Annotated in this window: 11 protein-coding genes; 9 read left to right on the top strand and 2 right to left on the bottom strand. The window is 68.2% G+C overall.

Features of this window, described 5'->3' with window-relative positions:
• Positions 1-3 precede the first annotated feature (3 nt).
• Positions 4-978, top strand: coding sequence for a tripartite tricarboxylate transporter substrate binding protein (locus CDO46_RS25540; protein WP_087841372.1), 975 nt, complete (start codon positions 4-6; stop codon positions 976-978).
• 178 nt (positions 979-1,156) lie between these two features.
• Here the strand turns inward: CDO46_RS25540 and CDO46_RS25535 are convergent, their stop codons facing one another.
• Both CDO46_RS25535 and CDO46_RS25530 read right to left on the bottom strand, forming a co-directional pair.
• Positions 1,157-2,125: a tripartite tricarboxylate transporter substrate binding protein gene (locus CDO46_RS25535; protein ID WP_087841371.1), complete on the bottom strand. Its 969-nt coding sequence runs from the start codon at positions 2,123-2,125 to the stop codon at positions 1,157-1,159.
• 4 nt (positions 2,126-2,129) lie between these two features.
• Positions 2,130-3,044, bottom strand: a complete 915-nt coding sequence (locus CDO46_RS25530) for an alpha/beta hydrolase (RefSeq protein WP_087841370.1) — start codon at positions 3,042-3,044, stop codon at positions 2,130-2,132.
• Between the two features lie 353 nt (positions 3,045-3,397).
• On the opposite strand from CDO46_RS25530, the gene pssA reads away from it, so the two are divergent.
• The 8 genes from pssA to CDO46_RS25490 all read left to right on the top strand — a co-directional run bounded on the left by pssA (position 3,398) and on the right by CDO46_RS25490 (position 23,396).
• The gene (gene pssA / locus CDO46_RS25525; protein ID WP_087841369.1) at positions 3,398-4,141 is read left to right on the top strand and encodes a CDP-diacylglycerol--serine O-phosphatidyltransferase; all 744 of its coding nucleotides are present in this window, start codon (positions 3,398-3,400) and stop codon (positions 4,139-4,141) included.
• A 389-nt stretch (positions 4,142-4,530) separates the two neighbouring features.
• Positions 4,531-6,072, top strand: coding sequence for a 2-isopropylmalate synthase (locus CDO46_RS25520; RefSeq protein ID WP_087841368.1), 1,542 nt, complete (start codon positions 4,531-4,533; stop codon positions 6,070-6,072).
• Positions 6,072-6,602: a GNAT family N-acetyltransferase gene (locus CDO46_RS25515; protein WP_243724581.1), complete on the top strand. Its 531-nt coding sequence runs from the start codon at positions 6,072-6,074 to the stop codon at positions 6,600-6,602. Before CDO46_RS25520 ends, CDO46_RS25515 begins: the two co-directional genes overlap by 1 nt.
• Positions 6,603-6,764: 162 nt before the next feature.
• Positions 6,765-7,265: a YbaB/EbfC family DNA-binding protein gene (locus tag CDO46_RS25510; protein ID WP_132980079.1), complete on the top strand. Its 501-nt coding sequence runs from the start codon at positions 6,765-6,767 to the stop codon at positions 7,263-7,265.
• Positions 7,266-7,465: 200 nt separating this feature from the next.
• Positions 7,466-8,110 carry an STN domain-containing protein gene (locus CDO46_RS25505; protein ID WP_087841366.1) on the top strand — a complete coding sequence of 215 codons (645 nt, stop codon included), beginning with the start codon at positions 7,466-7,468 and terminating at the stop codon, positions 8,108-8,110.
• Positions 8,107-8,715: an RNA polymerase sigma factor gene (locus CDO46_RS25500; RefSeq protein WP_087841365.1), complete on the top strand. Its 609-nt coding sequence runs from the start codon at positions 8,107-8,109 to the stop codon at positions 8,713-8,715. The genes CDO46_RS25505 and CDO46_RS25500 overlap by 4 nt, the downstream gene beginning before the upstream one ends.
• Before the next feature lie 57 nt (positions 8,716-8,772).
• Positions 8,773-9,729 carry a FecR domain-containing protein gene (locus tag CDO46_RS25495; protein WP_243724582.1) on the top strand — a complete coding sequence of 319 codons (957 nt, stop codon included), beginning with the start codon at positions 8,773-8,775 and terminating at the stop codon, positions 9,727-9,729.
• 158 nt (positions 9,730-9,887) lie between these two features.
• On the top strand, positions 9,888-23,396 hold the full coding sequence (locus CDO46_RS25490) for a filamentous haemagglutinin family protein (protein ID WP_176400847.1): 13,509 nt from the start codon (positions 9,888-9,890) through the stop codon (positions 23,394-23,396).
• Positions 23,397-23,416 lie beyond the last annotated feature (20 nt).

The raw sequence follows: 23,416 nt of genomic DNA, 5'->3' as shown, positions 1-23,416 counted from the left end.
GACATGCAACGCAGACACATGCTGGGCGCGATGGCCGCGCTCGCGTCCTCGGCATACCTGGGGAAGGGATACGCGCAAGGTGCGGGAAGCAGCGTACCGCTGCACGTGGTCGTGCCATTCCCGCCCGGAGGCGGCACGGACGTGCTGGGGCGGGCCATCGGCTACCGGCTGGAAAAGCTGCTGGGCCGCCCGGTCGTGGTCGAGAACAAGCCCGGGGCCAGCGGCATCGTCGGCGCCGAATACGTGGCGAAGTCCGACCGCGACGGCAACACCCTGCTGTTCTCGGGACTGGTGCCTTCCGTGCGCTACTACAGCCGCCCGATCTCGCAGATCGGCGCCGAACTGGCGCCGGTGTGCATGATCGCCCGGTCGCCCTATCTGGTCGCGGTCAATCCCGGCGTGCCGGCGAAGACGCTGGGCGAGTTCGTGCAATTGGCCAGGAGCAAGCCCGGCACGCTGACCTTCGGGTCGCCGGGCAATGCCACGCCGCAGCACCTGGCGACCGAGCGTTTTCGTTCCCAGGTCGGCATCGACATCCTGCACGTGCCGTATCGCGGCACGGGCCCGATGATGACCGACCTGCTGGGCGGCCAGATCCAGCTGGTGTTCGCGACGGTGGCGGCAGCCGAGCAGCACGTGAAGTCCGGGCGCCTGCGCGCGCTGGCGGTGACCAGCGCCGAGCGGCTGGATCGCCTGCCCGACGTGCCCACCGTGGCGGAGGCGGGCATCGCGGACTTCGTGGCCGAGATCGCCTTCGGCACCTATGTCGCGGCAGGCACGCCGGCGGCGGCGATAGGCGGGCTCAACCGCGCGATCAACCAGGCGCTGGCCGACGGCGACGTGCGCGGCAAGCTGGTGGAGCAAGGCTTCATTCCCGTCGGCGGCGCCCCCGCGGACCTCGAGAAAAGCCTGTTGGCGGAGGTCAAGGCGGTGTCCGAGCTGGTCCGCTCGGGCAAGGTGCGCATCGACGCCGCCTGAAGCCGGCTGCCAGCGGCGGGGGCGTGCCTCCATCCGCCGCGGAGCAGCGTCCACTGCCCACCCAGGCGATGGGGCCAGCCCGCTGGCGATAGAGTAGGCCGTCCTGTGACATGCTCGCTTGTTCGAGCGGTGGACGCGCGGCCACGCGGTGGCGTTCTCCTAACTGGAAGCCGCGCGGTCAATCGATCCGGATTTCCAGTCCGCGGATGACGTCGCCCCACATGGCGTTCTCCTGCGCCATGTATTGCGCCAGTTCTTCCGGCGTGGACACCGCCACGTCCACGCCCGCCCCGGCCAGGGCTTCCCGCGCCTCGGGCCTGGACAGCCCGGTTCGCACCGCCTCGTTCAGGCGCGAGACGATGTCCTTGGGCATTCCCGCCGGTCCCAGCAGCGCCAGCCATACCACTGCGTCGTAGTCCGGGACGCCCGCTTCAGCCAGGCTGGGTACGTCCGGCAACTGGGCGTTGCGGCGCGTGCTGGTGACGCCCAATGCCCTGATCTTGCCGCTCTTGACGTGGGGCAGGCCGTTGGACACGGCGGCAAAGCTGGTTTCCACGAAACCCGCGGCCAGGTCCTTCATGGCGCCGCCGCTGCCACGGTAGGGAACGTGTTCCAGCTTGGCGCCGGACTTGGCCAGGAACAGCGCTCCCATCAGGTGCTGCGTGCTGCCGTTGCCGGACGAGGCGTAGCGCAGGTGCGCACCGTTGGACTTGGACAGTGCAATGAGTTCCTGTACCGACTGGACGGGCAGCTTGGTGTTGACGAAAAGCACGTACGGGCTGTCCGCCAGCTTGGAGATAGGCGTGAAGCTCTTGATCGGGTCGTAGTCCAGGTTCTTGTACAGCCGATGGCTGGTGACGTGGTTGGTCGAGACGATCTCGAGGGTGTAGCCGTCGGGAGCCGCCTTGGCCACGAAGTCCGTGCCTATGGTCGATCCCGCGCCGGGCTTGTTCTCGACGATGAAGGACTGGCCCAGCGCGCTGCCGAGCTGCTGGGCGACGACGCGCGCCACGACGTCGGTGAAACCGCCGGGCTCGAAGGGAACGATGACCTTGACCGGGCGTTCCGGATAGGTCTCGGCGGCCCCTGCATGCAGCGAAAGTGCGAGCAGCGGCGCTGCCCATGCCATGCCGTGGATGCGCTTCATGGAGTCAACCTCCGTATCGGGCTTCGGGGAGCGTGAGAAAAGCGTGCAGGATGTGATAGACGCGCAGGTAGTTCTTCTGCTGGAAGCTGGCGTGCGAGATGCCCGACATGACGGTGAACTGCTTGTCCATGTTGGGGAGCTGCTCGAAGAAACGCATCAGGTCGTCGAAGCTGGCGATGCCGTCGTACTCGCCGCGCATGACCAGGGTCGGTACATGCAGGCGACGCGGGTCGATCAGCGGCAGCTTCGAGCACATGTCCACATAGGTGCCCGTGGGCATGGAGTCGTCCAGGGTCAGGATGGCATCGGCGAAGGCCTCGACGGTGGCGTCGTCGGCGGTGCCGGGGTGGTCGCGGTTGAAGATGCTGTGGACGAAGGCACGGTCGATGGGGCGGCGCGTCTTGGCCAGGAATTCGGGCAGCTTCTTGGCCCGTTCCTTCAGGGTCGGGCTGCCTTCGCCGGTCCAGACGAAGGCATCGAGCGCGAGGCGGGCGACGCGCTCGGGATGTCGCTGGGCGAAAAGCGCCGCTTTCAGCGCGCCCGACGATATGCCATAGACGAACAACGGCTTGCCGCCGTTGCGAGCCAGGATGTATTGCGATCCCGCGTCGAGGTCGTCGGCGCCGTTGGCGATGTCGAAGTTGATGGGACGATGCTTGTCGGAACGGCCGTAGCCTTCGTTGTCCATGCACCAGGTATCGAAGCCCCGGCGCGCGAACCAGTCCATGACGGAGGAGTCCGGCCGGCCGGGGACGGACAGGTCGAAGGTGGGCTGCGACGCCATGGACGAACCGTGTACGAAAAGGATGGTGCCGGCGAACGGCACGTTCGCGGCGGCCGGCTTCTGCCAGAGGAAGAGGCGGATGTCGTCCTTGGTCGTCCAGTGTTCGGTACCGCCTTGCCATTCGACGTGGGCCATGTTGTCTCCAATTGGTACATTTATGGTTTTGATATTTGTACCAATCTTGCAGCGTGGCATTTTGCAAGTCAATAGAAGCGGGGGCGGAACGTAACCCGAAGAGTCAGGGATATCCAGGATTTAATGACGTTTCAACATGTCCCGGCATTGCGGCAGGGAGTGGACCAATTTGGTTCATTTCATGAAAATTGGTCTTGGTGGGCGGCTCCCCAGCCAGTCCCGCGCAATTGGCCTGCCGGCACGGCATCGGTTAACCTTCATCCCATGCTCAAAACCACTCTTTCTCCTTATTCCATGGGGGGCATTGCAACGTGGGTGCACCTCGACCATCCCTCTTCCGGCGGAGTCCAGTCGTGAAAGATCTGGAGCATCGCCATCGCGGCATCTACCTGCTGCCCAACGCATTCACGACGGCGGCGCTGTTCGCCGGCTTCTATGCCATCGTGCAGGCCATGAACGACCGCTTCGAGGCGGCGGCCATCGCCATCTTCGTCGCGATGGTGCTCGACGGCATGGACGGCCGCGTCGCGCGCCTGACCAATACCCAATCGGCATTCGGCGAACAGTACGATTCGCTGTCCGACATGACCTCGTTCGGCGTCGCGCCGGCCCTGGTCATGTATGAATGGATCCTGACCGGCCTGGGGCGGTGGGGCTGGCTGGCGGCCTTCATCTACGTGGCCGGCGCGGCATTGCGGCTGGCCCGTTTCAACATCAATGTCGGCGTGGTCGACAAGCGCTTCTTCCAGGGGCTTCCCAGCCCGGCGGCGGCGGCGCTGGTGGCGGGATTCGTCTGGCTCGCGGTCGACAACAAGCTGCCCATCCGCGAACTGTGGATGCCCTGGGTGGCCTTCGGCCTGACCGTCTATGCGGGCGTCAGCATGGTGTCGAACGCGCCCTTCTTCAGCGGCAAGTCGTTCGCGCTGGGGCGCAGCGTGCCGTTCTGGACCATCCTGCTGGTGGTGCTGGCCTTCGTCTTCATCTCCAGCGATCCGCCCATCGTGCTGTTCGCGCTGTTCGTGATCTACGGCCTGTCCGGCTATGTGCTGTGGGGCATGAAGTGGAGGAAGAGCCGGCGGCCCCTTCCCAGGCCTTGAGCGGCGTCCTTCGGAAAACAGGAACGGCCTTGCCTGCAAGCAAGGCCGTTTCTGTTTCCGGTCGGATCACTTCACCGACGATACTTCCATCGAGCGCTTGAACGTCAGCGTCTTTCCCGGGGGGCAGAAGGAGAAAGACGGGGCCGAGGAATCCGGCTATCCGGCGTAGCAGGCCAGAGGAAGGGCGGGATGTCATGCGTGTCTCCATCGTCGAGGGGCGGCTTGGATTGCCTCGTGATGTTGCGTCAGGCGTCCGCCGCCCATCATCACGCATTTGTGGGTTGCGCAAATTAGCCACATCGTGCCGTGCGGCACCGCATCGAACCGGGCGAAGCGGCATGGGGAAGATGGGAGGGGGGTAGAATCTTCTGTCAGAAGGAGAGATACCCATGAGCGACAAACTGATCGTTTTCGATACCACGCTGCGCGACGGCGAGCAGAGCCCCGGCGCGTCGATGACGCACGAGGAAAAGGTCCGCATCGCCAAGCAGCTCGAGAAGCTGCGCGTGGACATCATCGAGGCGGGGTTCGCCGCGGCCAGCAACGGCGATTTCGACTCGGTCCGGGCCATCGCGCTGGCCATCAAGGATTCCACCGTCTGTTCGCTGGCGCGCGCCAACGACCGCGACATCGCCCGCGCGGGCGATGCGCTGCGGGGCGCGAACAGCGCGCGCATCCACACCTTCATCGCGACCAGCGCGCTCCACATGGAGAAGAAGCTGCGCATGACGCCCGACCAGGTCTTCGAGCAGGCCCGGCTGGCGGTGCGCTTCGCGCGCCAGTACACGGACAACATCGAGTTCTCGCCCGAGGACGGCAGCCGCTCGGATCCGGATTTCCTGTGCCGGGTCCTGGAAGCGGTGATCGCCGAAGGCGCCACCACCATCAACGTGGCCGACACCGTCGGCTACGCGGTGCCCGAGCAATACGGCGAGTTCATCCGCAAGCTGCGCGAGCGCATTCCCAATTCCGACAAGGCGGTCTGGTCGGTCCACTGCCACGACGACCTGGGCCTGGCCGTGGCCAACTCGCTGGCCGGCATCAAGATCGGCGGCGCCCGCCAGGTGGAGTGCACGATCAACGCCCTGGGCGAGCGCGCCGGCAACTGTTCGCTGGAAGAAGTGGTGATGGCGGTGAAGACCCGCAAGGACTACTTCGGCCTGGACGTGGGCATCGACACCACGCAGATCATGCCGGCCTCGCGCCTGGTGTCGGGCATCACGGGCTTCGTCGTGCAGCCGAACAAGGCCATCGTCGGCGCCAATGCCTTCGCGCATGCCTCGGGCATCCACCAGGACGGCGTGCTCAAGGCGCGCCAGACCTACGAGATCATGCGCGCCGAGGACGTCGGTTGGGCGGCCAACAAGATCGTGCTGGGCAAGCTGTCCGGGCGCAACGCGTTCAAGCAGCGCTTGCAGGAACTCGGCATCGAGCTCGATTCCGAGCAGGCGGTGAACGAGGCTTTCGCGCGTTTCAAGGACCTGGCGGACCGCAAGTCCGAGATCTTCGACGAAGACATCCATGCGCTGGTGTCGGGCGAGCAGGGCGAAGCCGGGGAGGGCGCCTACCGTTTCGTTGCGCTCGCGCAGCGGTCGGAAACGGGCGAGCGGCCCCACGCCCGCGTGGTGTTCTCTGAAAATGGCAAGGAAGTGGTGGCCGAGGCGCAGGGCAACGGTCCCGTCGATGCCACGGTGAACGCCATCGAAAGCCATGTCCGCAGCAGCGCCGAGCTGCTGCTGTTCTCGGTCAACGCCATCACCACCGGCACCGAGTCGCAGGGCGAGGTCACCATGCGGCTGTCCCGCTCCGGCCGCATCGTCAACGGCGTGGGGGCCGATCCCGACATCGTCGTGGCGGCGGCCAAGGCCTATCTGTCGGCGTTGAACAAGCTGCAATCGCCGGTGGAGAAGGTGCACGCGCAGGGGATCTGATGTCCGGCTCCCCCCGTTTTCCGGCCGGATTCGCCGTCCAGGCGATGCAGCCGGCCGACGTCGAGGCCGTGCTGGTGGTGCAGGCCCAGGCCTATGCCGGCTTCGACCTGCTCGAGGATGCGGGTTTCTTCCTGAACCGCATCGAACTGTCGCCGCGCACCTGCTGGATCGCGCGCGGCGACGGCGAGCTGCTGGGCTACCTGGTGTCCTATCCCTGGACGCTGGGCGAGCCGCCGCAGCTCAATGTCCCGCTGCGCGCCTTGCCCGCGGGCGCGCATAGCTGGTTCCTGCACGATTGCGCCGTGGCGCCCGCCGCCTCCGGCCGGGGCGTGGGCCGCGCACTGGTCAGTGCAGGACTGCGCCATGCGAGTGCGTCGGGCCTGGCCTGCGCGACGCTGGTATCGCTGGGGCCGGCCAGGTCGTACTGGGCCGCGCTGGGCTTCGAGCCGGTGGCGACGGATGCCGGCCTGCTCGACGGCTATGGCACCGATGCCTGCTATATGCGCCGCCTGCTGAGCGCGGAACGCTGACGCCTCGCTTTCCTCTTCGTCGTGTGAAATTTTCGTGACAGCGGGGGGCGCCGGCAGGTTTCCGTCTGGATAGAAGGCGCGGCACGGCCGACATATTCCGGCAATCGTCCAGAGGTAGCTTGTGCGGTTGACGCTGTTTTCCCATTCTTGTGCGTGGTCGACATGGCACGGTCTTTTTCTTCGAATCGATCCCGCTCTCCCGGACGCGGCAGCCCGTTTGCCCGCGTCCGGGAGCGCCTCGCCCGCCTTGCCGGCGCGCTGGGGCTGGGGCTGACCACGGCGGCGGGCGGTCCCGCCGCGGCCCAGGCGCCGGCGCAACCCGTGCCGCAGCACTGGATCAGCTACGCGCAGATGACCGGCAACCAGTTCCAGGCCTGGCTGAGCGACCCCGACAGCCAGGCGGTCCAGCGGCTGCATGCCTGGATGCAGGAGCGCATGTTGCAGGAGGGGCCGGCCGGGCCGCCGGCGCCCTTGATCGTGCGCGTCTGGGTGGGGCAGGCGGGCAAGGTCGAACGGCTGGAGTTCGCGTCGCTGGGACAGCCCCAGGCGGACGAGGACCTGCGCGCGCTGCTGACTGCTCAGCCTTTGTCCGAGCCGCCTCCGCCGGACATGCGCCAGCCCATGGTGCTGCAACTGGAACTCGGCTTTGTGGCCAAGGGCTAGGCGGCCTTCGCGTTGCCCGGCCGTTGCCCGCGCGGTAACGCGAATGTAATCCGGTTGTCACGCCTGCCCGCTACGATGCGGCGGCCTTGCCGCATGTCCGGTCCGGCCGTGCGGCCCCTGAAGAACTGCCGCGTTTGGGGTGGAATGTCCTGCCAGCCGTTGCCTGCCTGTCAGCCCGTCGCCTGCACGTCCGTGTGTGCATGATGTTGCTTGCCTGGATCCTGGGGCCGTTCTGCTGCGGCTTCGTCAATCTCGCCGCTGCGGCGCCGGCAGCCGGACGAGACGCCGGCGCGTTCGTCATCGACAGCCAGCCTTTGCACGATGCGTTGCAGGCCTATAGCCGGGCGACCGGGCGGTCGGTGCTTTACGACGCCGGCCAGGTGGCCCACCTGCGGTCGACGGCCATCGATGGAAGCCTGGATCCCGACGCCGCCTTGGCCGCCCTGTTGCAGGGAACCGGGATGCAGGCCAGGTTCGCCTCGACCGGGGCGTTCGTGATCGTGCCGGTCGAGCCGACGGCGCCAACCGCGACGCAGGGCGAAGCAGCAGCCGCGCTTCACGCCGCTTTCTACGGCAGGGTGCAGCGCGTGGCCACCAGTATTCTTTGCGCCGACGCCGGCCTAGCGATCGGCCGGTACCGGCTGGCGATCAGCGCCTACGTCAGCCGATCCGGCGAACTGCAACGGGTCAAGGCCGCGGCCCAGGGACATGCCGAACTCGAGCCCCGCATCGAAGCCAGCCTGGAGGGGGCGCGGCTGGACATCGAGCCGCCGCCGGCGCTGGTCCAGCCCATCGTGCTGCTGGTGACGCAGCAGGCCGGCCGCTTGAAGGCTTGCGCATCATGACCGGCGGCGGCCTGGCCGAATTGAAGCGGCTGTTTACCGAACGCTACGAAACGCTCAAGGCGCAGTTGGCCAGGCGCCTGGGGTCGGCGGAGCTGGCGAGCGATGCGCTGCACGATGCCTATGTGCAGTTGGCGGACCGCGAGGGCTTGAACGAGGTCAGGCACCCCCAGGCCTATCTGCTGCATACCGCCTTCAATGCCGCGATCGACAGGCTGCGCGGCACCCAGCGTTATCTGAGCGCCGACGAAGTGGCCGATCTGTACGAACTGGCGGACCCCGCGCCCGGTCCGTCGCGCGTGGCGCAGGCCCGCTTCGACCTGGGGCGTGCGGCTGATGCCCTGGCCGCCCTGCCTGTCAGGCAGCGCGACGTGCTCTACGCTGCGCGGGTCGACGGCCTGACGCTGAAGGAACTGGCCCAGCGCTGGGGCGTATCCACGAGGCTGATCAGCCGGGAATTGCAGGCGGCGCACGAATTCTGCGCGCGTCATATGGAAATGGCGGAGGAAACGCCGGCGGCCGTCCCGGACCGTTCCGGCAGAGATGGCAACAAATTGTCAGATCCCGCAGAAAAGCGTGCGCATATCCGTGTCTCCAAACGTCTATAAGAAGAAGGAAAAACGAACATGGACACCAGGCTCCACGGCATGATGGCAGGAGACCCTATGAATGATCCCGGCGCGGACGGCGTCGACGTCGTGTTGCAGCAGGCGCGTGCATGGGCGCGGCGGCTGGCCGTCGGCCGTCCGACCACCGCCGATGCCGAGGCCCTGCGCCGCTGGTGCGCGCAAAGCGCCATGCATGCGCAGATGTGGCGGCGGGCGAGCGCGGAATGGCGCGAAATGGGCGACGTCCTGCAGACGGTCCGGTGCCGGATCCCGGCGGCGCGGATCGCGCGGCCAGCCTCGCCGGGCCGCCGATGGTTCGTCGGCGCCGCGGTCGCCACGGCCGCGGGCGTGGTGGGCATGGTGAATCCCCCTCTGGGCCTGTGGCCTTCGTGGTCCGAGATGGGGGCGGACTATCGCACGGCCGTGGGCGAGCAGCGCAGCGTGGCCCTGAGCGCGCACATACAGCTGCTGTTGAATACCCAGACCAGCGTCTCGGTGCGGCAGGCCGATCCCCTGCGGGTCGAGCTGATCGCCGGCGAAGCCGAGATCCGCAGCGATGGCCAGGCCGCGCTCGAAATCCAGGCCGGCTCGGGGCGCATCCAGCTCGCGGCGGGATGCGTGGAGGTCAGGCATCTGGCCAACGAGGAAACCCGGGTGTTGTGCACCGAGGGCCGGGCCGAGGTGCGCCACGCCCACGGCGTCCTGACCCTGAACGCTCGCGAGTCGGCTTCGTACGGCGCCGGCCGTACGCTTGCCGCCATGCGCGACCAGCCCGCCGCGCCCTCGGGGTGGCGCCAGGGATACATCGTCTTCCACGATACGCCGCTGACCGACGCCGTGGCCGAGATCAACCGCTACCGCAGCGGCCGCGTGATCCTGATGAACGACGAACTGGCCCGCCAGCGCATCAGTGGCCGCTTCACCATCCAGGACACCGACCAGGCCATCGCGCTTATCCAGCAACTCTATGCCGCCCACGTTCGCCGTGTGGCGAACGTCGTGATGCTGGGGTGACCTGTCACCAAAAATTCATGCGGGTTTCTGTTCCATCTTTTTCCCAGGGGGCGTCTATACGGACATAGGGGCGTGCGGCTCGCGCGCCCGAGTTGATTCATCTGTCTAGGATCCGACCCGATATGTCCGTGCCCGTCCAGCCTGTCGCTTTACCCCGTGTGGCGTTCCCAATCCGATCCGCGCGCCGCACCGCATGGCGGCGTACCCCGACGGCGGCGGCGATCGCGGCGCTGGCGCTGGCCGGGGCGTTCACCGAACCGGCACACGCGCAGCAGGCGTTCAGTCCGGCGTGGTTCGCGGCCAAGGGGGCGGCGCAGGGCACGGCGACGGCGACGGGGCGCTTGCCCAACGGCCTGCCGGCTTCGTCGCTGACGGCGCCCGAGCAGCAGTCGGCGGCGGCGCGGCAGAAGCTGCAGACCTCGATCAACAACCTGAACCTGGCGGCGCAGGCGATCGCGGCGCAGCAGGCACTGCAGAAGGCGGCGCGGGAAGCGGCGCAGGCGAGCGGATCGGTACCTGATGGCCTGGGCGAGGGGGGCCTGAAGGTCGACACCAACAGCCTGACGGCGGGTTGGCTCAACGCCAGGGATCCGGTGCAGACGGCCGCGGGCGGCCAGACCAAGGTGACGATCGAGCAGACGGCGGACAAGGCGATCCTGAACTGGGAGACGTTCAACGTTGGCCATAACACGACGGTGGCGTTCGACCAGCAGGCCAACTGGTCGGTGCTGAACCGGGTGAACGATCCGCAGGCGCGTCCGAGCCAGATCCAGGGACGGATCGAAGCGCCCGGGACGGTGATGATCGTGAACCGCAACGGGATCGTGTTCAGCGGGTCGAGCCAGGTGAACGTGCGCAACCTGGCGGCTGCCGCGGCGGGGATGACCGACAGCCAGTTCAAGAAGGGGCTGTACAGCGAGGCGCAGGGCAGTGGGCACATCCCGACCTTCGCCAATGACTTGCAGACGACGGCCAGCGGCAATAGCTACGGCGCGGCGACAGGGCAAGTGGTGGTGGAGCGGGGGGCGCGGATCGCCACGCATGTACCGCAGACGGTGACCGAGGGCGGCGGCTATGTGCTGCTGCTGGGCGGCGAGGTGCACAACGTGGGCCAGATCACCACCGATCGCGGGCAGACGGTGATGGCCGCGGGCGATGCCTTCGTGATCAAGAAGGGCATGGGCACCGATGCGAACCAGAACTCGACCACGCGCGGCAACGTGGTCGGCACGCAGCACCTGGACGGTGGCGCCAGCGGCCTGGCGAGCAACACCGGCCTGATCCAGGCATCGACCGGCGACATCACGCTGGCCGGCCACGACGTGCGCCAGGGGGGCGTCGCGGTGGCGACGACCTCGGTGCACTCGCGCGGCACCATTCACCTGATGGCGAGCGGAGGCGACACCACGCAGGTCGGTCTGGAAGAGGGCGGCGTCACCGCCATCGTGCTCGATGCAAGCGCCTCGACAGCGCTGGACGTGCAGCGCGAGACCCTGGTCCAGGATAGCGACAAGGCGGGCGACGGCATCGCCCACCGGCGCGACCAGTCGCTGGTGCAGATCGCCAGCAGCGGCGACGTGCGCTTCGAAGGCGATAGCCTGACCCTGGCCACCAGCGGCCAGGTCTACGTCGACGCGTCGGGCACCAGCGAGGTCAAGGACGGCGCCGCGATCGACGTCTCCGGCTATGTCGGCGTGCGCGTCGCGATGGAAGCGAACAATGTCCTGGTCAACGTGCAGGGCTTCGAACAGCGCGACGCCTCGGTCAACCGCGACGGCGACAAGCTGCGCAACAGCGATATCTGGCTCGATCGCCGCGACCTGGTCCTGGTGCCGGCCGGCACCAATGGCTATGAAACGGATCGCTGGTACACGGCGGGCGGCCTGCTGGAGGTCGGCGGCTATCTTGGCATCACGGGCCATGGCATCGGTGAATGGTCGGCGCAGGGCGGCACCGTGCAATTCAGTGGCGGCAACCTTTTGACGCGCCAGGGTTCGCTGATCAATCTCTCGGGCGGCGCGCTGGACGTGCAGACCGGCTATGTGGCCCAGACCTGGCTCAAGGGTCCGGACGGCAACCTGTATAACGCCTCGACGGCGCCGGGCGATCTGCTATATGCCGGTTTGTACCGGGGTTTCGAGACCGACGCTTCGCGCTGGGGCGATACGGCGAAAGAGAGTTTCTACAACCCGATCATCGCGCCGCTGAGGCGCCTGGAGAATGGTTATACGGTGGGCCGCGACGGCGGCCGACTGGTGGTGGCGACGGCTGCGGCGACGCTGCAGGGCGACGTCGAAACCAGCACTTATCAAGGCGAGCGGCAGCAACGCCCGCGCGAGGCGGGCCTGGACGGCTACCGGCAGGCGCAGACGGCCGCCGCGCGCAACGGCGAGCTGGTCATCGGCACCTGGACGCCGGTCTACGACGCCGACAGCGGCGACCTGCGCCACAGTCCGGGCGCAGTGGTCGACTCCGTCAAGATAGGCGGCACGGGCGGCGACATCGCGCTCGAGGCGGCCTGGCTCAACGCGCTGGAACTGGGCGGACTGCGGGTCTACGCCAAGGGCGGCATCGAGGTGGGCGCATCGGTGGCGGTCGCGCCGGGCGGAGAAATCGCCCTGCATGCGACGCAGGTCGATGTCGATGCCGATCTGACGGCGCGCGGCGGCGCCATTGTCCTGGGCAACATGGTCGACCGGCACGTCAGTGCCAGCACGGGCTGGCAGCGGCTTCCGCTGGTGACGGCCGTGCCGGCGGGCTACGTGGCGGGCGTTTCCATTGGCGATGGCGTGACGCTGGACGCGCGCGGCCTGTGGAGCAACCTGCTGCAGGACGGTGTCGGCATCGACAGTCTGCCGTTCGTCAACGGCGGCCGCATCGACGTGCGCAGCAGCGGCGACGTACGGGTGGGTGCGGGCGCGCTGCTCGACGTGTCGTCGGGCGCGGCGCTCATGGCCGACGACAGCCTGCGCGGAGGCAAGGGCGGCGACATCGCGCTGGTTGCCGACGCCTACTCGGCGGCCGCAGGAGCCAAGGGCAGGCTCGTGCTGGAAGGCGAACTGCGCGGCCACGGCGTCAAGGGAGGCGGCACGCTGACCTTGCAAACCGGCAATGCCGTGGTCGTCGGCGGACAGGTCGCAGGCAGCGACGGGGTCCTGAAGGCGGGCGAGACTTCGCTGGTCGACCTGATCACCAGCGAGGCGTTCACCGTCGCCGAGGGCGCGGTGCTGCCGGTGGATTATCACTATGTCCGCACGCACGCCAATCCGGGCGAGGCGATCGGCGGTGCACCGCAGATCGTTGCCGGCAATCCGGCAAGCTGGGTCACGCTGGGCGCGGCCTGGACGCTGCCGAAGGCGGCCAACCAGAACGTCAGCTACGGCGTGACGCTTTCCAACGGCCAGTACCTGACAGTCGACGGCTATAGCTGGAGCACGCCGCCGACGCTGCCGGCGGGCACGGTCATCACGTCGGTGGTGAGTCCGATGAATTTTCCCATCAACTATGTCGTGGATGCCGCCATCCTGCCGAACGGTATCCCGATCGCGCCAACGCCCGGTGTGATCAAGGCCGGCACCGTCGCCGCCAGCGAGGTGACCTATGCCGCGGGCACCGTGATCCGCGCGGGCTCTTCCCTGCCGCAGGCGGCGGCGGTCGGGGCCTTGTTGCATCTGGACGCCGCGCGCTTCCGGCAGGGTTTTTCGCGTTACGAGGTGACGGGCGGCGATGGCCTGGCCGTGGCCGAAGGCGCCGATCTGCGCGCGACGATGCCGGTCCTGCACGCGGATCTTTCCGCGGCGCGCGGGGTGGCCACCGGCGCTGATCCGCAAGAGGCGCTGGAGCGGCGACTCGCACCGCTGTTCGCCGAGGATGCCGGCAAGGGGCGGATGACGCAGCGCGGTGGCGCGGATCTCGTGCTGACCGCCGGGAACGCGCGCAGCATGGTCGAAGGGGGAGAGAGGCCCACCCTCGCCATTGGCGAGGGCGCTCGCATCGAAGTGGATCCGGGGCGCAGCATCGTCCTGAAGGGCAACGGCCAGATCAATATCGACGGCGGACTGCGCGCCGCCGGCGGCCGCATCGGCGTGTATGGCCTGGGGTTTGGCACCGAGGATGTCGGTAACCTGAAGGGCCACGACGGTTCGGTGTGGATAGGAAGCAAGGCCGTGCTCGACGTGGCGGGCCTTGCCCGGACCGCGGTGGATGCGCAGGGGCGCCGTTACGGCGTGGTGCTGGACGGGGGCCGGATAGAAATCGGCGGCAAGTACCAGGCCTACGCCACCCAGGCCGATGCCATCGACAATTTCATCGTCATCCGGCCCGGCGCGCGCCTGGACGCCTCGGGCGCCGCGGCGAAGCTGGACCTGCCGGGGCTGGGCGAGACCCTGCTGGCTTCCGGCGGCGGCGTGATCCATCTGGCCAGCTTCAACGGCCTGTATCTCGACGGCGATATGCAAGCGGCGGCGGGGGGCGCGGGCGCCGCCGGCGGTACGCTGTCCCTGGCGCTGGAAGCGCCCGCCTACCGGGATGCGGGCAATCCGGCCGATCGCGTACTGGTGCATCGCGAACTGCAATTGGTGAAGGAGCAGGCGCCCGAGAGCCTGGCGGCCGGGCTGCGTCCGGGTCAGGCCGATCCGGGACTGGTCTACGGCCATGGCCGTCTCGGCGCGGATCGCGTCGAGGCGGGTGGCTTCGGCAACCTGTCCATGCTGGTCAACGGCGTGCTTTCCCTGGACGATGGCGTGGATCTTGCACTGGGTCAGAGCCTGCACCTGGCATCGCGCGCGATCGTTCTGGCGGAGGGGGCGCCGGTCGGTGCCAACGTGGACCTGGCTGCGCCTTACGTTCGCCTGGCGGGCACTTCCCGCCCGGGCAAGGACAAGTACACCATACCGTTCCTGAACGATCCCAGTTCCTACCAAGGCGGCATGGTTGCGTTGCAGGACGACACGCGGCTGCGCGTGGAGGCCGGCGTGCTGGACGTGATCAACGGAGTGCGGTTCGGTGCCTATGGCTACTCGGTGCAGAGCGGCAAGGCCCTGGTTGCGCGCCACGGCTTCGAGCAGGTGGAGCTGCGCAGCCAGGACGATCTGCGCTTCCTCAAGCATACGGTCGGCGACCGTACTTCCCTGACGACCGAAGGCGACCTGCTTCTGGCCGGTAGCCAGATCTATCCGGCCACCGGCTCGGTGGTCGACGTGATCGCGGGGCGCAAAGGGATTTTCGACCAGTGGGGGACCTATCAGATCACCTACGATCCCGAGCGCAGCCTGCGCATCGAGCGCAGCGGCGATGGCGCGGCGCCGCCGGTGCCGTACTCGGCCTTCGGTACCTTGCGCCTGCGGTCGGCCAACATCGACCAGGGCGGCGTGGTCCGCGCGCCGCTGGGCATGCTGGACCTTGGCGTCGCCGTGGGGAACTACCAGGAACCGGGCAGAATCGTGCTGCGCCCGGGCAGTGTCACGTCCGTCAGCGCCGCGGGACTGGTCATGCCCTACGGCGGCACGGTCGACGGCCTGAGCTACAACTATGCTGGAGCGGAAGCCTGGTTCTCCGGGCTGGGCGGCGGCCTGGGCAATGTGCAGCTGACGGCGGACAGCATCGAAGTGCAGGACGGCGCGCGGATCGACCTGTCCGGCGGTGGCGAACTGAAGGGGGCGGGCTTCTTGACCGGGCGCGGCGGATCCACCGATGCGCGCCTGCATCCGCTGGTGCAGATGGCCAGCGACGGTTTCGTGCTGCCAGGGCTGTCGACCAATCCGGTCTACGCCATCGTTCCTGGCGCGCAACCCGCCGTGGCGCCGATCGCGGCCGAGAAGGGCGCGGGCGATCCGATGATCGGCCGCCAGATCACGGTGGGCGACGGTGTGCCGGGCCTGGCGGCGGGCACCTATACCCTGTTGCCGTCCACCTATGCGCTGCTGCCGGGTGCCTTCCGCGTGGAATTGAACGGACTGGCTTCGAGCCAGGCCGCTTTCGGCAGCGGCACCGCCATGCGCAACGGATCCTACGCCACGGCCGCGCGCCTGGGTATCGCCAACACCGGCATTGCCGACGCGCAAACCACGCAGGCGGTGCTGACGCCGGCGGACACCTTGCGTAGCTATGCGCAGTACAACGAGACCAGCTACGCGCAGTTCGGCCTGGATTGGGCGGCGCGGGACGGCGCGCCGCGGCCGCAGCTGGAGCGCGATGCGCGGCAACTGGGTCTTTCGCCGGGCAGCCGTCTGGATATCGCCGCCGGCACGACGGATTTCACCCCGGCAGCGGGCGGGCGCGGCGGTACCGTGGTGTTGAACGGCAGCCGCATCGAGATCCTTGCCGATGGCGCGGCGCCCACCGAAGGCTTCGACGGCACATCGGTCTACGCCAGCACGCTCAATGGCCTGGGCGCCGCCGGCATCAGCATCGGCGGATCGCCGGTGTCCACGTTCGCTGTGCAGAACGACAGCGGTTCGTCGACCCAGAATGCCTGGCAGGTCGGCCTGGGCAACGGCAGGACCGGCGAACTCGTCCTGCGCCAGGGCGCCGTGCTGGAAGCGGCATCGGTCTTCCTGGCGGTCAACGACAAGAACCAAGGCCTGACCATCGAGCAGGGCGCGGGCATCAATACCTTGGGGCGGGGCAAGGCGCCCTGGGATGCGAACGACGGTTATGTGCTGATGCCGGGCCAGACCGGGGTCTTGGCGGTGACCAACGGCTGGCTGGACGTGACCTCGCCTACTGCCGATGACGCTTCCGGTGTACTCGGCGCGGGCTATCTGCACGTCGGCGCCTGCGCCGCGGGGGCGAGCTGCGTCGGCGAAACGGTGCTGTACTCGGAAGGCACGATCACCGCCGCCACCAACAAGTCGTTCGAGCTGGGCGAGTCGGTGCGCTACGGCACCCGCAACCTGGTGCTGGCCATGGGCGGCATCAACGTGGGCAGCGCGGAGGCGCTGGCGCAGGCCGGGGCCGCGGGCATCCTGCCCTCGGGCCTGACACTGAACCAGGGCGTGCTCGACCGCCTGCTGCGGGGCGATACCCGCACCGGCGCGCCGGCCCTGGAAAACCTCGTTCTGACCGCTGGCGATTCGGTCAATTTCTACGGCAACGTGAATTTGAGCACCATCGATCCGGTCACCGGCAAGTCCGCCCTGGAGCGTTTGGTGCTGGGCACGCCGGCCATCTACGGCCATGGCGGCGCGGGCGACGTCGCCCGGATCGAAACCGGTACCCTGGCCTGGAACGGCGCGACCACGCCGGCGGGCAATGTCATCGCCGGCGGCGCCGGCACCGGCAGCGGAAAACTGGTCATCGATGCGGACATCATCGAGTTCGGCTACGGCCCCCGAAGCCAGCCCGATACCGTAGGCACGCACGAACGCCTGGCGCTGGGCTTTGCCAGCGTGGATCTCAACGCGGCCGAACGCATCACGGCCAACCACAAGGGCGCGCTGGCGGTGTACCAGTCCCGGGGCGCCTGGGACGACACGGCCAAGGCATGGACCTACAGCGGCGGCGACCTGAACCTCAACACGCCGCTGCTGACCGGCCAAGCCGGTTCGGTGAACCGGATCAAGGCAGGCGGCGCCATCACGGTCGCGGCCCCGGCAGGCGCCGCCGCGCCGCTGGCAGACAACGCCACCTTGGCCGATACCCTGGGCGCCGAGCTTGCGCTGGACGCTGGCTCGCATCTCGTGCTGGACACCGCGGTGCTGCTGCCCAGTGGCAAGCTCAAGCTGTCGGCGCAGGGCGACGTGACGCTGGCGGAAGGCGCGCAGCTGGACCTGGCCGGCCGCAAGATCGACTTCTTCGACGTCAGCAAATACAGCTGGGGCGGCGACGTGATGCTGTCGAGCCGACAAGGCAGCGTCGTCCAGCATGCCGGATCGACGATAGACCTGGCCGCCGAAAACAATCGCGCCGGCAAGCTCACGGTGCTGGCGCTGGAAGGGACGGCCGATCTCGCTGGCGCTGTCCTGGGCGGCAGCGCCGGGCACTACGATGCGGGTGGCACCCGGGTCCCGTTCGCGGCGGGCCACATCGACGTGCGCGCGCAGCACATCGCGGATTTTGCCGGCCTGAACGAACGATTGACCCAGGGCGAAGTCTTCGGCGGCCGCAGCTTCCAGCTGAAACAAGGCGACCTGGTCATCGGCGACGAACTCAAGGCCCGCGAGATCAACGTCTCGGTCGATAACGGCAGCCTGACGGTAACGGGCCGGGTCGATGCCAGCGGCGAGCAGGCCGGCAGCATCCGCCTGGCCGCCAACGGGGGCGTCACCCTGGCCGGCAGCGCCATGCTCGATGCCAGCGCCAGCGTGCTGCGCAAGGACAGCTACGGGCAGGCGATCGACGCGCCCAACCGCGCCGTCATCGAGATCGACTCGGGCAGCGGCCGACTGGTGCTGGCCGACGGCGTGCGCATGGACCTGGGCGTGGCCGGCGCGAGCGCGAACTACGGCACGGTGGCGTTGAACGCCCCACGCCTGGGCGGCGCCAGGGGCAACGACGTCGACATCGAGGCCAGCGGCGCCATCGTGATCGCCGGCGCCAAGTCCGTCGCCGTCAATGCCTTCCACACCTATGACGACGCGGCCGCCGGCACCGAGACCACGGTGGACGGCCGAAGCTACCAGACCATCGACCAGGCCTACCTGGACGGCAAGCACGCCGACAGCCTCGCCTTCATCGACAACGCGCTGGCCAATAGCGCGCTGATGAACGGCAAGCTTGCAGGCTTGCGCGCCCATGCCGGCGCGTTCCGCCTGCGTCCCGGCGTGGAGATCGTCAGCAACGCGGCGGTCAATCCCGACGGCAACCTGCACGTGGACGGCGATATCGACCTGTCCGGCCACCGCTACGCCAGCGTCAATCCGCGCACGCAGAAGACGTCCGCCCATGGTTCTGGCGAAGCCGGCGCGCTGGTGCTGCGCGCCCAGGGCGATCTGGCGATCTTCGGCAGCATCACCGACGGTTTCGACACGAGCAAGCTGGGGGTGACCGCAGACGACAATGGCTGGGTGCTACCCGCGGGACGCATGCCTTTCGGCGGGGATCTCGTCATCCCGCACGGCGGTATGGCGACGCTGGACGCCGGCACCCAGTTCGCCGGCGGCCGCACGCTGAACTATGAGCTGCCGGTATCGAGCCTGACCTTGCCGGCCGGCACGCTCCTGCCCGCCGCCATGCCGCTGGCGCAGAGCCTGACGCTGCCGGCCGGCACGGTGCTGGGGGCGGCGGTGCTCGATGGCCAGGGCAACGTGGTGCACGCGGCCGGTACCGTACTGCAAGCGCCGGTGACGCTGGACGCCGGCATGCAGCTGGCCGCGGGCTTCCGATTGCCGGCGCAGGCGCAGATCGGGGCCACGACATGGCCCAAGGGCGTTGTGCTGCCGGTGGCAATGAAGCTGGCCCGGCCGCTGGCGCTGGCCAAGGGTGCCATCGTGCCGTCGGAAACCGACGTGGTGCTGCCGGGCGGCGTGGAGATGGTGGACCTGCGTCCCAAGGGGGCCGACGGCACCCAGGGTCGCACCTTGGCGCTGGCGCCGATGCTGGAGGCCGGTTCGCAATCGTGGGACATCCGGCTGGTGGCCGGCGCCGACACGACGGCGGCCGACGCACGCCTGACATTGCCGGACAGCATGGCGCGCTTGCGCCTGTCCGACACGCATTTCGGCATGGGACACGTGCTCACGCCGATTCCCGGCACCGGTACGCCGGCCACGTACGGGGCCGCCACGTCGCCAGAAGCCGAGGCCTTCTTCGCGGATCTCGCGGCGTGGTACGGCATCGTGCTGACACCAGGCCAGGCGATCACCCCAAGCGACGTGCAGAACCTCAAGGACAACTGGATCATTTCCGAGAGCGTTACCGAACTCAACGACTGGGGCTATGGTGAAGTGGTCCATGTCGTAGATGCCGGGACGCCGCCGGACCTGGAGTTCGTGCCCAAGCTAGCGCGGCAGCAATTGTTCAGCGCGTTGCGCACCGGCACCGGCGACCTGGACCTGGTTTCCGGCGGGGATGTCGAAATGACCTCGCTCTACGGCGTCTACACGGCGGGCACCTCCTCGGCGCCGCCGGGCAGCGGCTATAACCAGGCGCGCGGCCGTTTGACCGACGGTACGGTGCTGCGTCCCGAAGGGGCGATTTTCGAAGCGCTGGTCGATGGCGGCGCCGAAAGCCTGTACGCGGCCTGGTACCCGGAGCAGGGCGGTAATGTGTTGTTGCGTGCCGGCGGCGATCTTAAGGGCGACCTGGTCGGCAACAACGAGAACCGCAGCGACGTTGACGCCTATACCTTCTACAACACGCGCCAGCAGATCGCGACCGCGGCGGTTGGCAACTGGCTGTGGCGGCAGGGTACCGGTAGCGTCGAGGCGGGCGCCGACGCGGTGCCGACGGCGTGGTGGATCAACTTCGGCACTTATGTCGCGGGTGGCGCCACCGGCCAGACCGATCCTTACGGTACGAGGCTATTCGGCAATGCCCCTTTCCTGGTGGGCTTCACCGGCATCGGCACGCTCGGTGGCGGCAATCTGGTCGTGGAGGCCGGCGGCGATGCTGGCATGATCGATGCGCGCGGCCTTCAGGCGACCTGGAACGAGACGCGCCATACTCCGCGCAGCCAGGGTCTGCATCTGGCCGTGGCCAGTACCGGTCGCATCACGCCGAGCGGCGAACTGGTGCAGACGGGCGGCGGCGACCTCTCGCTGCGCCTGGGCGGTACCTTGAATCCGAATCCGGAACTGCGGGTCAACGAGCACGACCTGAACAGTACCTTCGTCAATCTGCGCGGCGCCACGATGATCGATGCCGGCGCCATGGGCGGAGTGAAGCTCGGCTATGGCGGGCGGGATCAGATGGATTCCCGCCGGGGCGACGTGTACGCGGCCGGGGGCGGCCAGGCCACCGGCGGGCCTATCCTGGTGCTGGGCGATTCCGCTGTCCGCATTGAGACCCGCGGCGATCTGGTGTTGGGCGGTACGGCCGACCCCGGCCGGACCCTGCTGCTCAATGCAACCCCTTTCACCTACCAGGGCGCGGATTACGCCGGTAACGGCTGGACCTGGTTCTCGCTGTGGACGCCGGCTACCGCCATCGATCTGTTCAGCGCAGGCGGCAACCTGACTCCCGTCACGACCTGGGACGAAAGGGATATCAACGAAAACGTGCGCGGAGGCGGCAAGGGTCGCAACCAGTCGGCCAACGGTGACGGCTCTTTCTACCCGTCCGTCCTGCGAGCGGCCGCCGCCAATGGCAGCCTGTACTACGGCGCCAGCGCCAGCAGCGCGCGCCATTTTTCCACCGGAATCATGCGCTATGCCCACGGCACTGTGCTGGCGCCTTCGCCGGTCGGCGCACAGTTCGTCAATGCCATCGGCAAGGGCGAACTTCAACTGCTGGCGCAGGAGTCGATTCATGGCGCAGGTTATGTGTTCTCGACCTCTACGGCCGACCCGTCGGGGATGGCCAGCCCGTTCCGTCCCGGTTTTGTCGGCATGCTGGCCCAAACAGGTGGCGGCCAGTACGGCACCGATCCGCTTCTGGTCCACAACGCGTCGGCCGAAGCGGCGCTGTACAACGATTGGCTGGGGGGCCAAACCTTGGGACGCATGAATACTGCCGCGTTGTTTACCTTCGGTGGCACGGCGACCGTCGCGGGGGCGGCGGTGGGACGGGAGCCGGCGCGCTATTACGCGGTGCAAGGCGACATCGTCGGCCTGCGCGTCGGCCAGGAAGTGTTGCTGGGCTATCCGGCGGGCTCGGCAGGGTCGCGCTACGAGGCGTCGGGTCCGGTGGCGATACGCGCCGGCCGCGACATTGCGGATTCCGGTACGCCGCTGGGTCAGAAGGATCCGACGGCAGGGCGCCTGGACTCGACCGCCTCGACCCGCGGCAACCTGATCGCTCATGCCTATGCCGACGAGATATCGGTGGTGCAGGCCGGCCGCGATCTGCGCAGCAGCAGCTTCTATATCCTCGGCCCGGGCCTGCTCGATGTATCGGCTGGCCGCCACGTCTATCTGGGCAACAAGGGCGAGATCAAGAGCCTGGGGCCGCTCGGCGGTGTCGAGGCGTCGGGCGGCCGCAGCGGCGGCGCCAGTATCTCGGTGTCGGCGGGAATGGGCGAGGGCGCTTACTGGGATGCCTTTGCCAGGCGTTATCTGGACCCGTCCAACCAGGCCGATCCGGGCCGGCCCTTCGCTGACCAGCCAGGCAAGGCCTTGATCGTCTACAGCGGCAAGCTCACGCTGGCGCAATGGCTGCAAAGCGAGTTCGGCTACACCGGCGACGAGGCCGGCGCGCAAGACTTCCTGGCGCAGCAGCAGGCGCAGCTGGATGAGGCGCGCGCCGCCGCGCTGGCCCAGGGCCGCACCGCCAGCAACCGTTCGCTGGCGCGCGAGTTCCAGCAGCAAAGCCAGCTGCATCTGGTGAACTGGCTGAGCGACCGCTTCGGCGGCGCCAATGGCCTGGGCCTGCATTTCGATGCCGCGACTACAGACGCGCGCGCCTTCTTCGATGCACTGCCGCCGGAGCAGCGGCACGCCTACTTGCGCAATGTCTATTATGCCGAGTTGCGCGAGTCCGGCCGCGAGTACAACGATGCCGACGGCAAGCGCTTCGGCAGCTACCTGCGCGGCCGTGAAGCCATCGCGACCTTGTTTCCCGAGCAGGACGCGCAGGGCAGGGCACTGACGTACGAAGGCGACCTGACCATGTTCAGCAGCGCGCTCTACTACAACGCCGACTATGTAAACAACCCCGTCGGCCAGGCGCGTCCGACGCCGGGCACGACCTACATCACCAAGGCGCAGTGGGAGGCGCTGGGCAGCCCCGGCTACAACGTGTCGTTCTACGACGTGCTCGATGCCGGCATCCATACCAACTTCGGCGGCGACATCAGCATCTTGGCGCCGGGGGGGCGCACGCTGGTCGGCATCGACGGCGGCTTCAACCCGGGCCCGGGCTCGGGCGTGATGACGCAGGGAGAGGGCGACATCAATATTTACGCTCTCGGCAGCATCCTGATGGGGCAGAGCCGCGTCTTCACCACCTTCGGCGGCAATATTCTGGGTTGGTCGGCCGCTGGCGACATCAATGCCGGCAGGGGCTCCAAGACGACAGTGGTCTATACGCCCTCGCGGCGCACGTACGACAGCGTCGGCAACGTCACCTTGTCGCCGCAGGCGCCGAGCACGGGCGCCGGCATCGCCACGCTGAACCCGATCCCGGAGGTGCCTCCCGGCGACATCGACCTGATCGCGCCCTTGGGAACGATCGACGCGGGCGAAGCGGGGATCCGGGTGTCGGGCAACGTGAACCTGGCGGCGCTGCGCGTGGTGAACGCGGAGAACATCCAGGTGCAGGGCAAGGCGGTGGGGATTCCGGTCGTGGCGGCGGTGAACGTGGCGGCGCTGAGCAATGCGAGCGCGGCGGCCTCGCAGGCGGCGACGGCGGCGCAGGACGTAATGCAGCGCGAGCGGGCGGCGTCGCGCCAGGCCTTGCCGTCGGTCTTTACCGTGCGGGTGCTGGGTTTCGGCAACGAGACCGCGCCTGCTTCGCAGGAACCGGTGGCGCCGCGTGCCGTGGAACCTTCGGCTTATCGGCCGGAGGGGTTGGTGAAGGTGGTGGATGCGTCGGCGCTGACGGCGCGGGAGCGGGCGCGGCTGGGGTTGTAAGCGAGACCGCCGTGTCCGGG

It is taken from the genome of Pigmentiphaga sp. NML030171, assembly GCF_002188635.1.
In the GTDB taxonomy this organism is placed as follows: domain Bacteria; phylum Pseudomonadota; class Gammaproteobacteria; order Burkholderiales; family Burkholderiaceae_B; genus Pigmentiphaga; species Pigmentiphaga daeguensis.
Note: the sequence above shows the minus strand (reverse complement) of the source record. Positions and strands in the feature narration are given on the sequence as shown.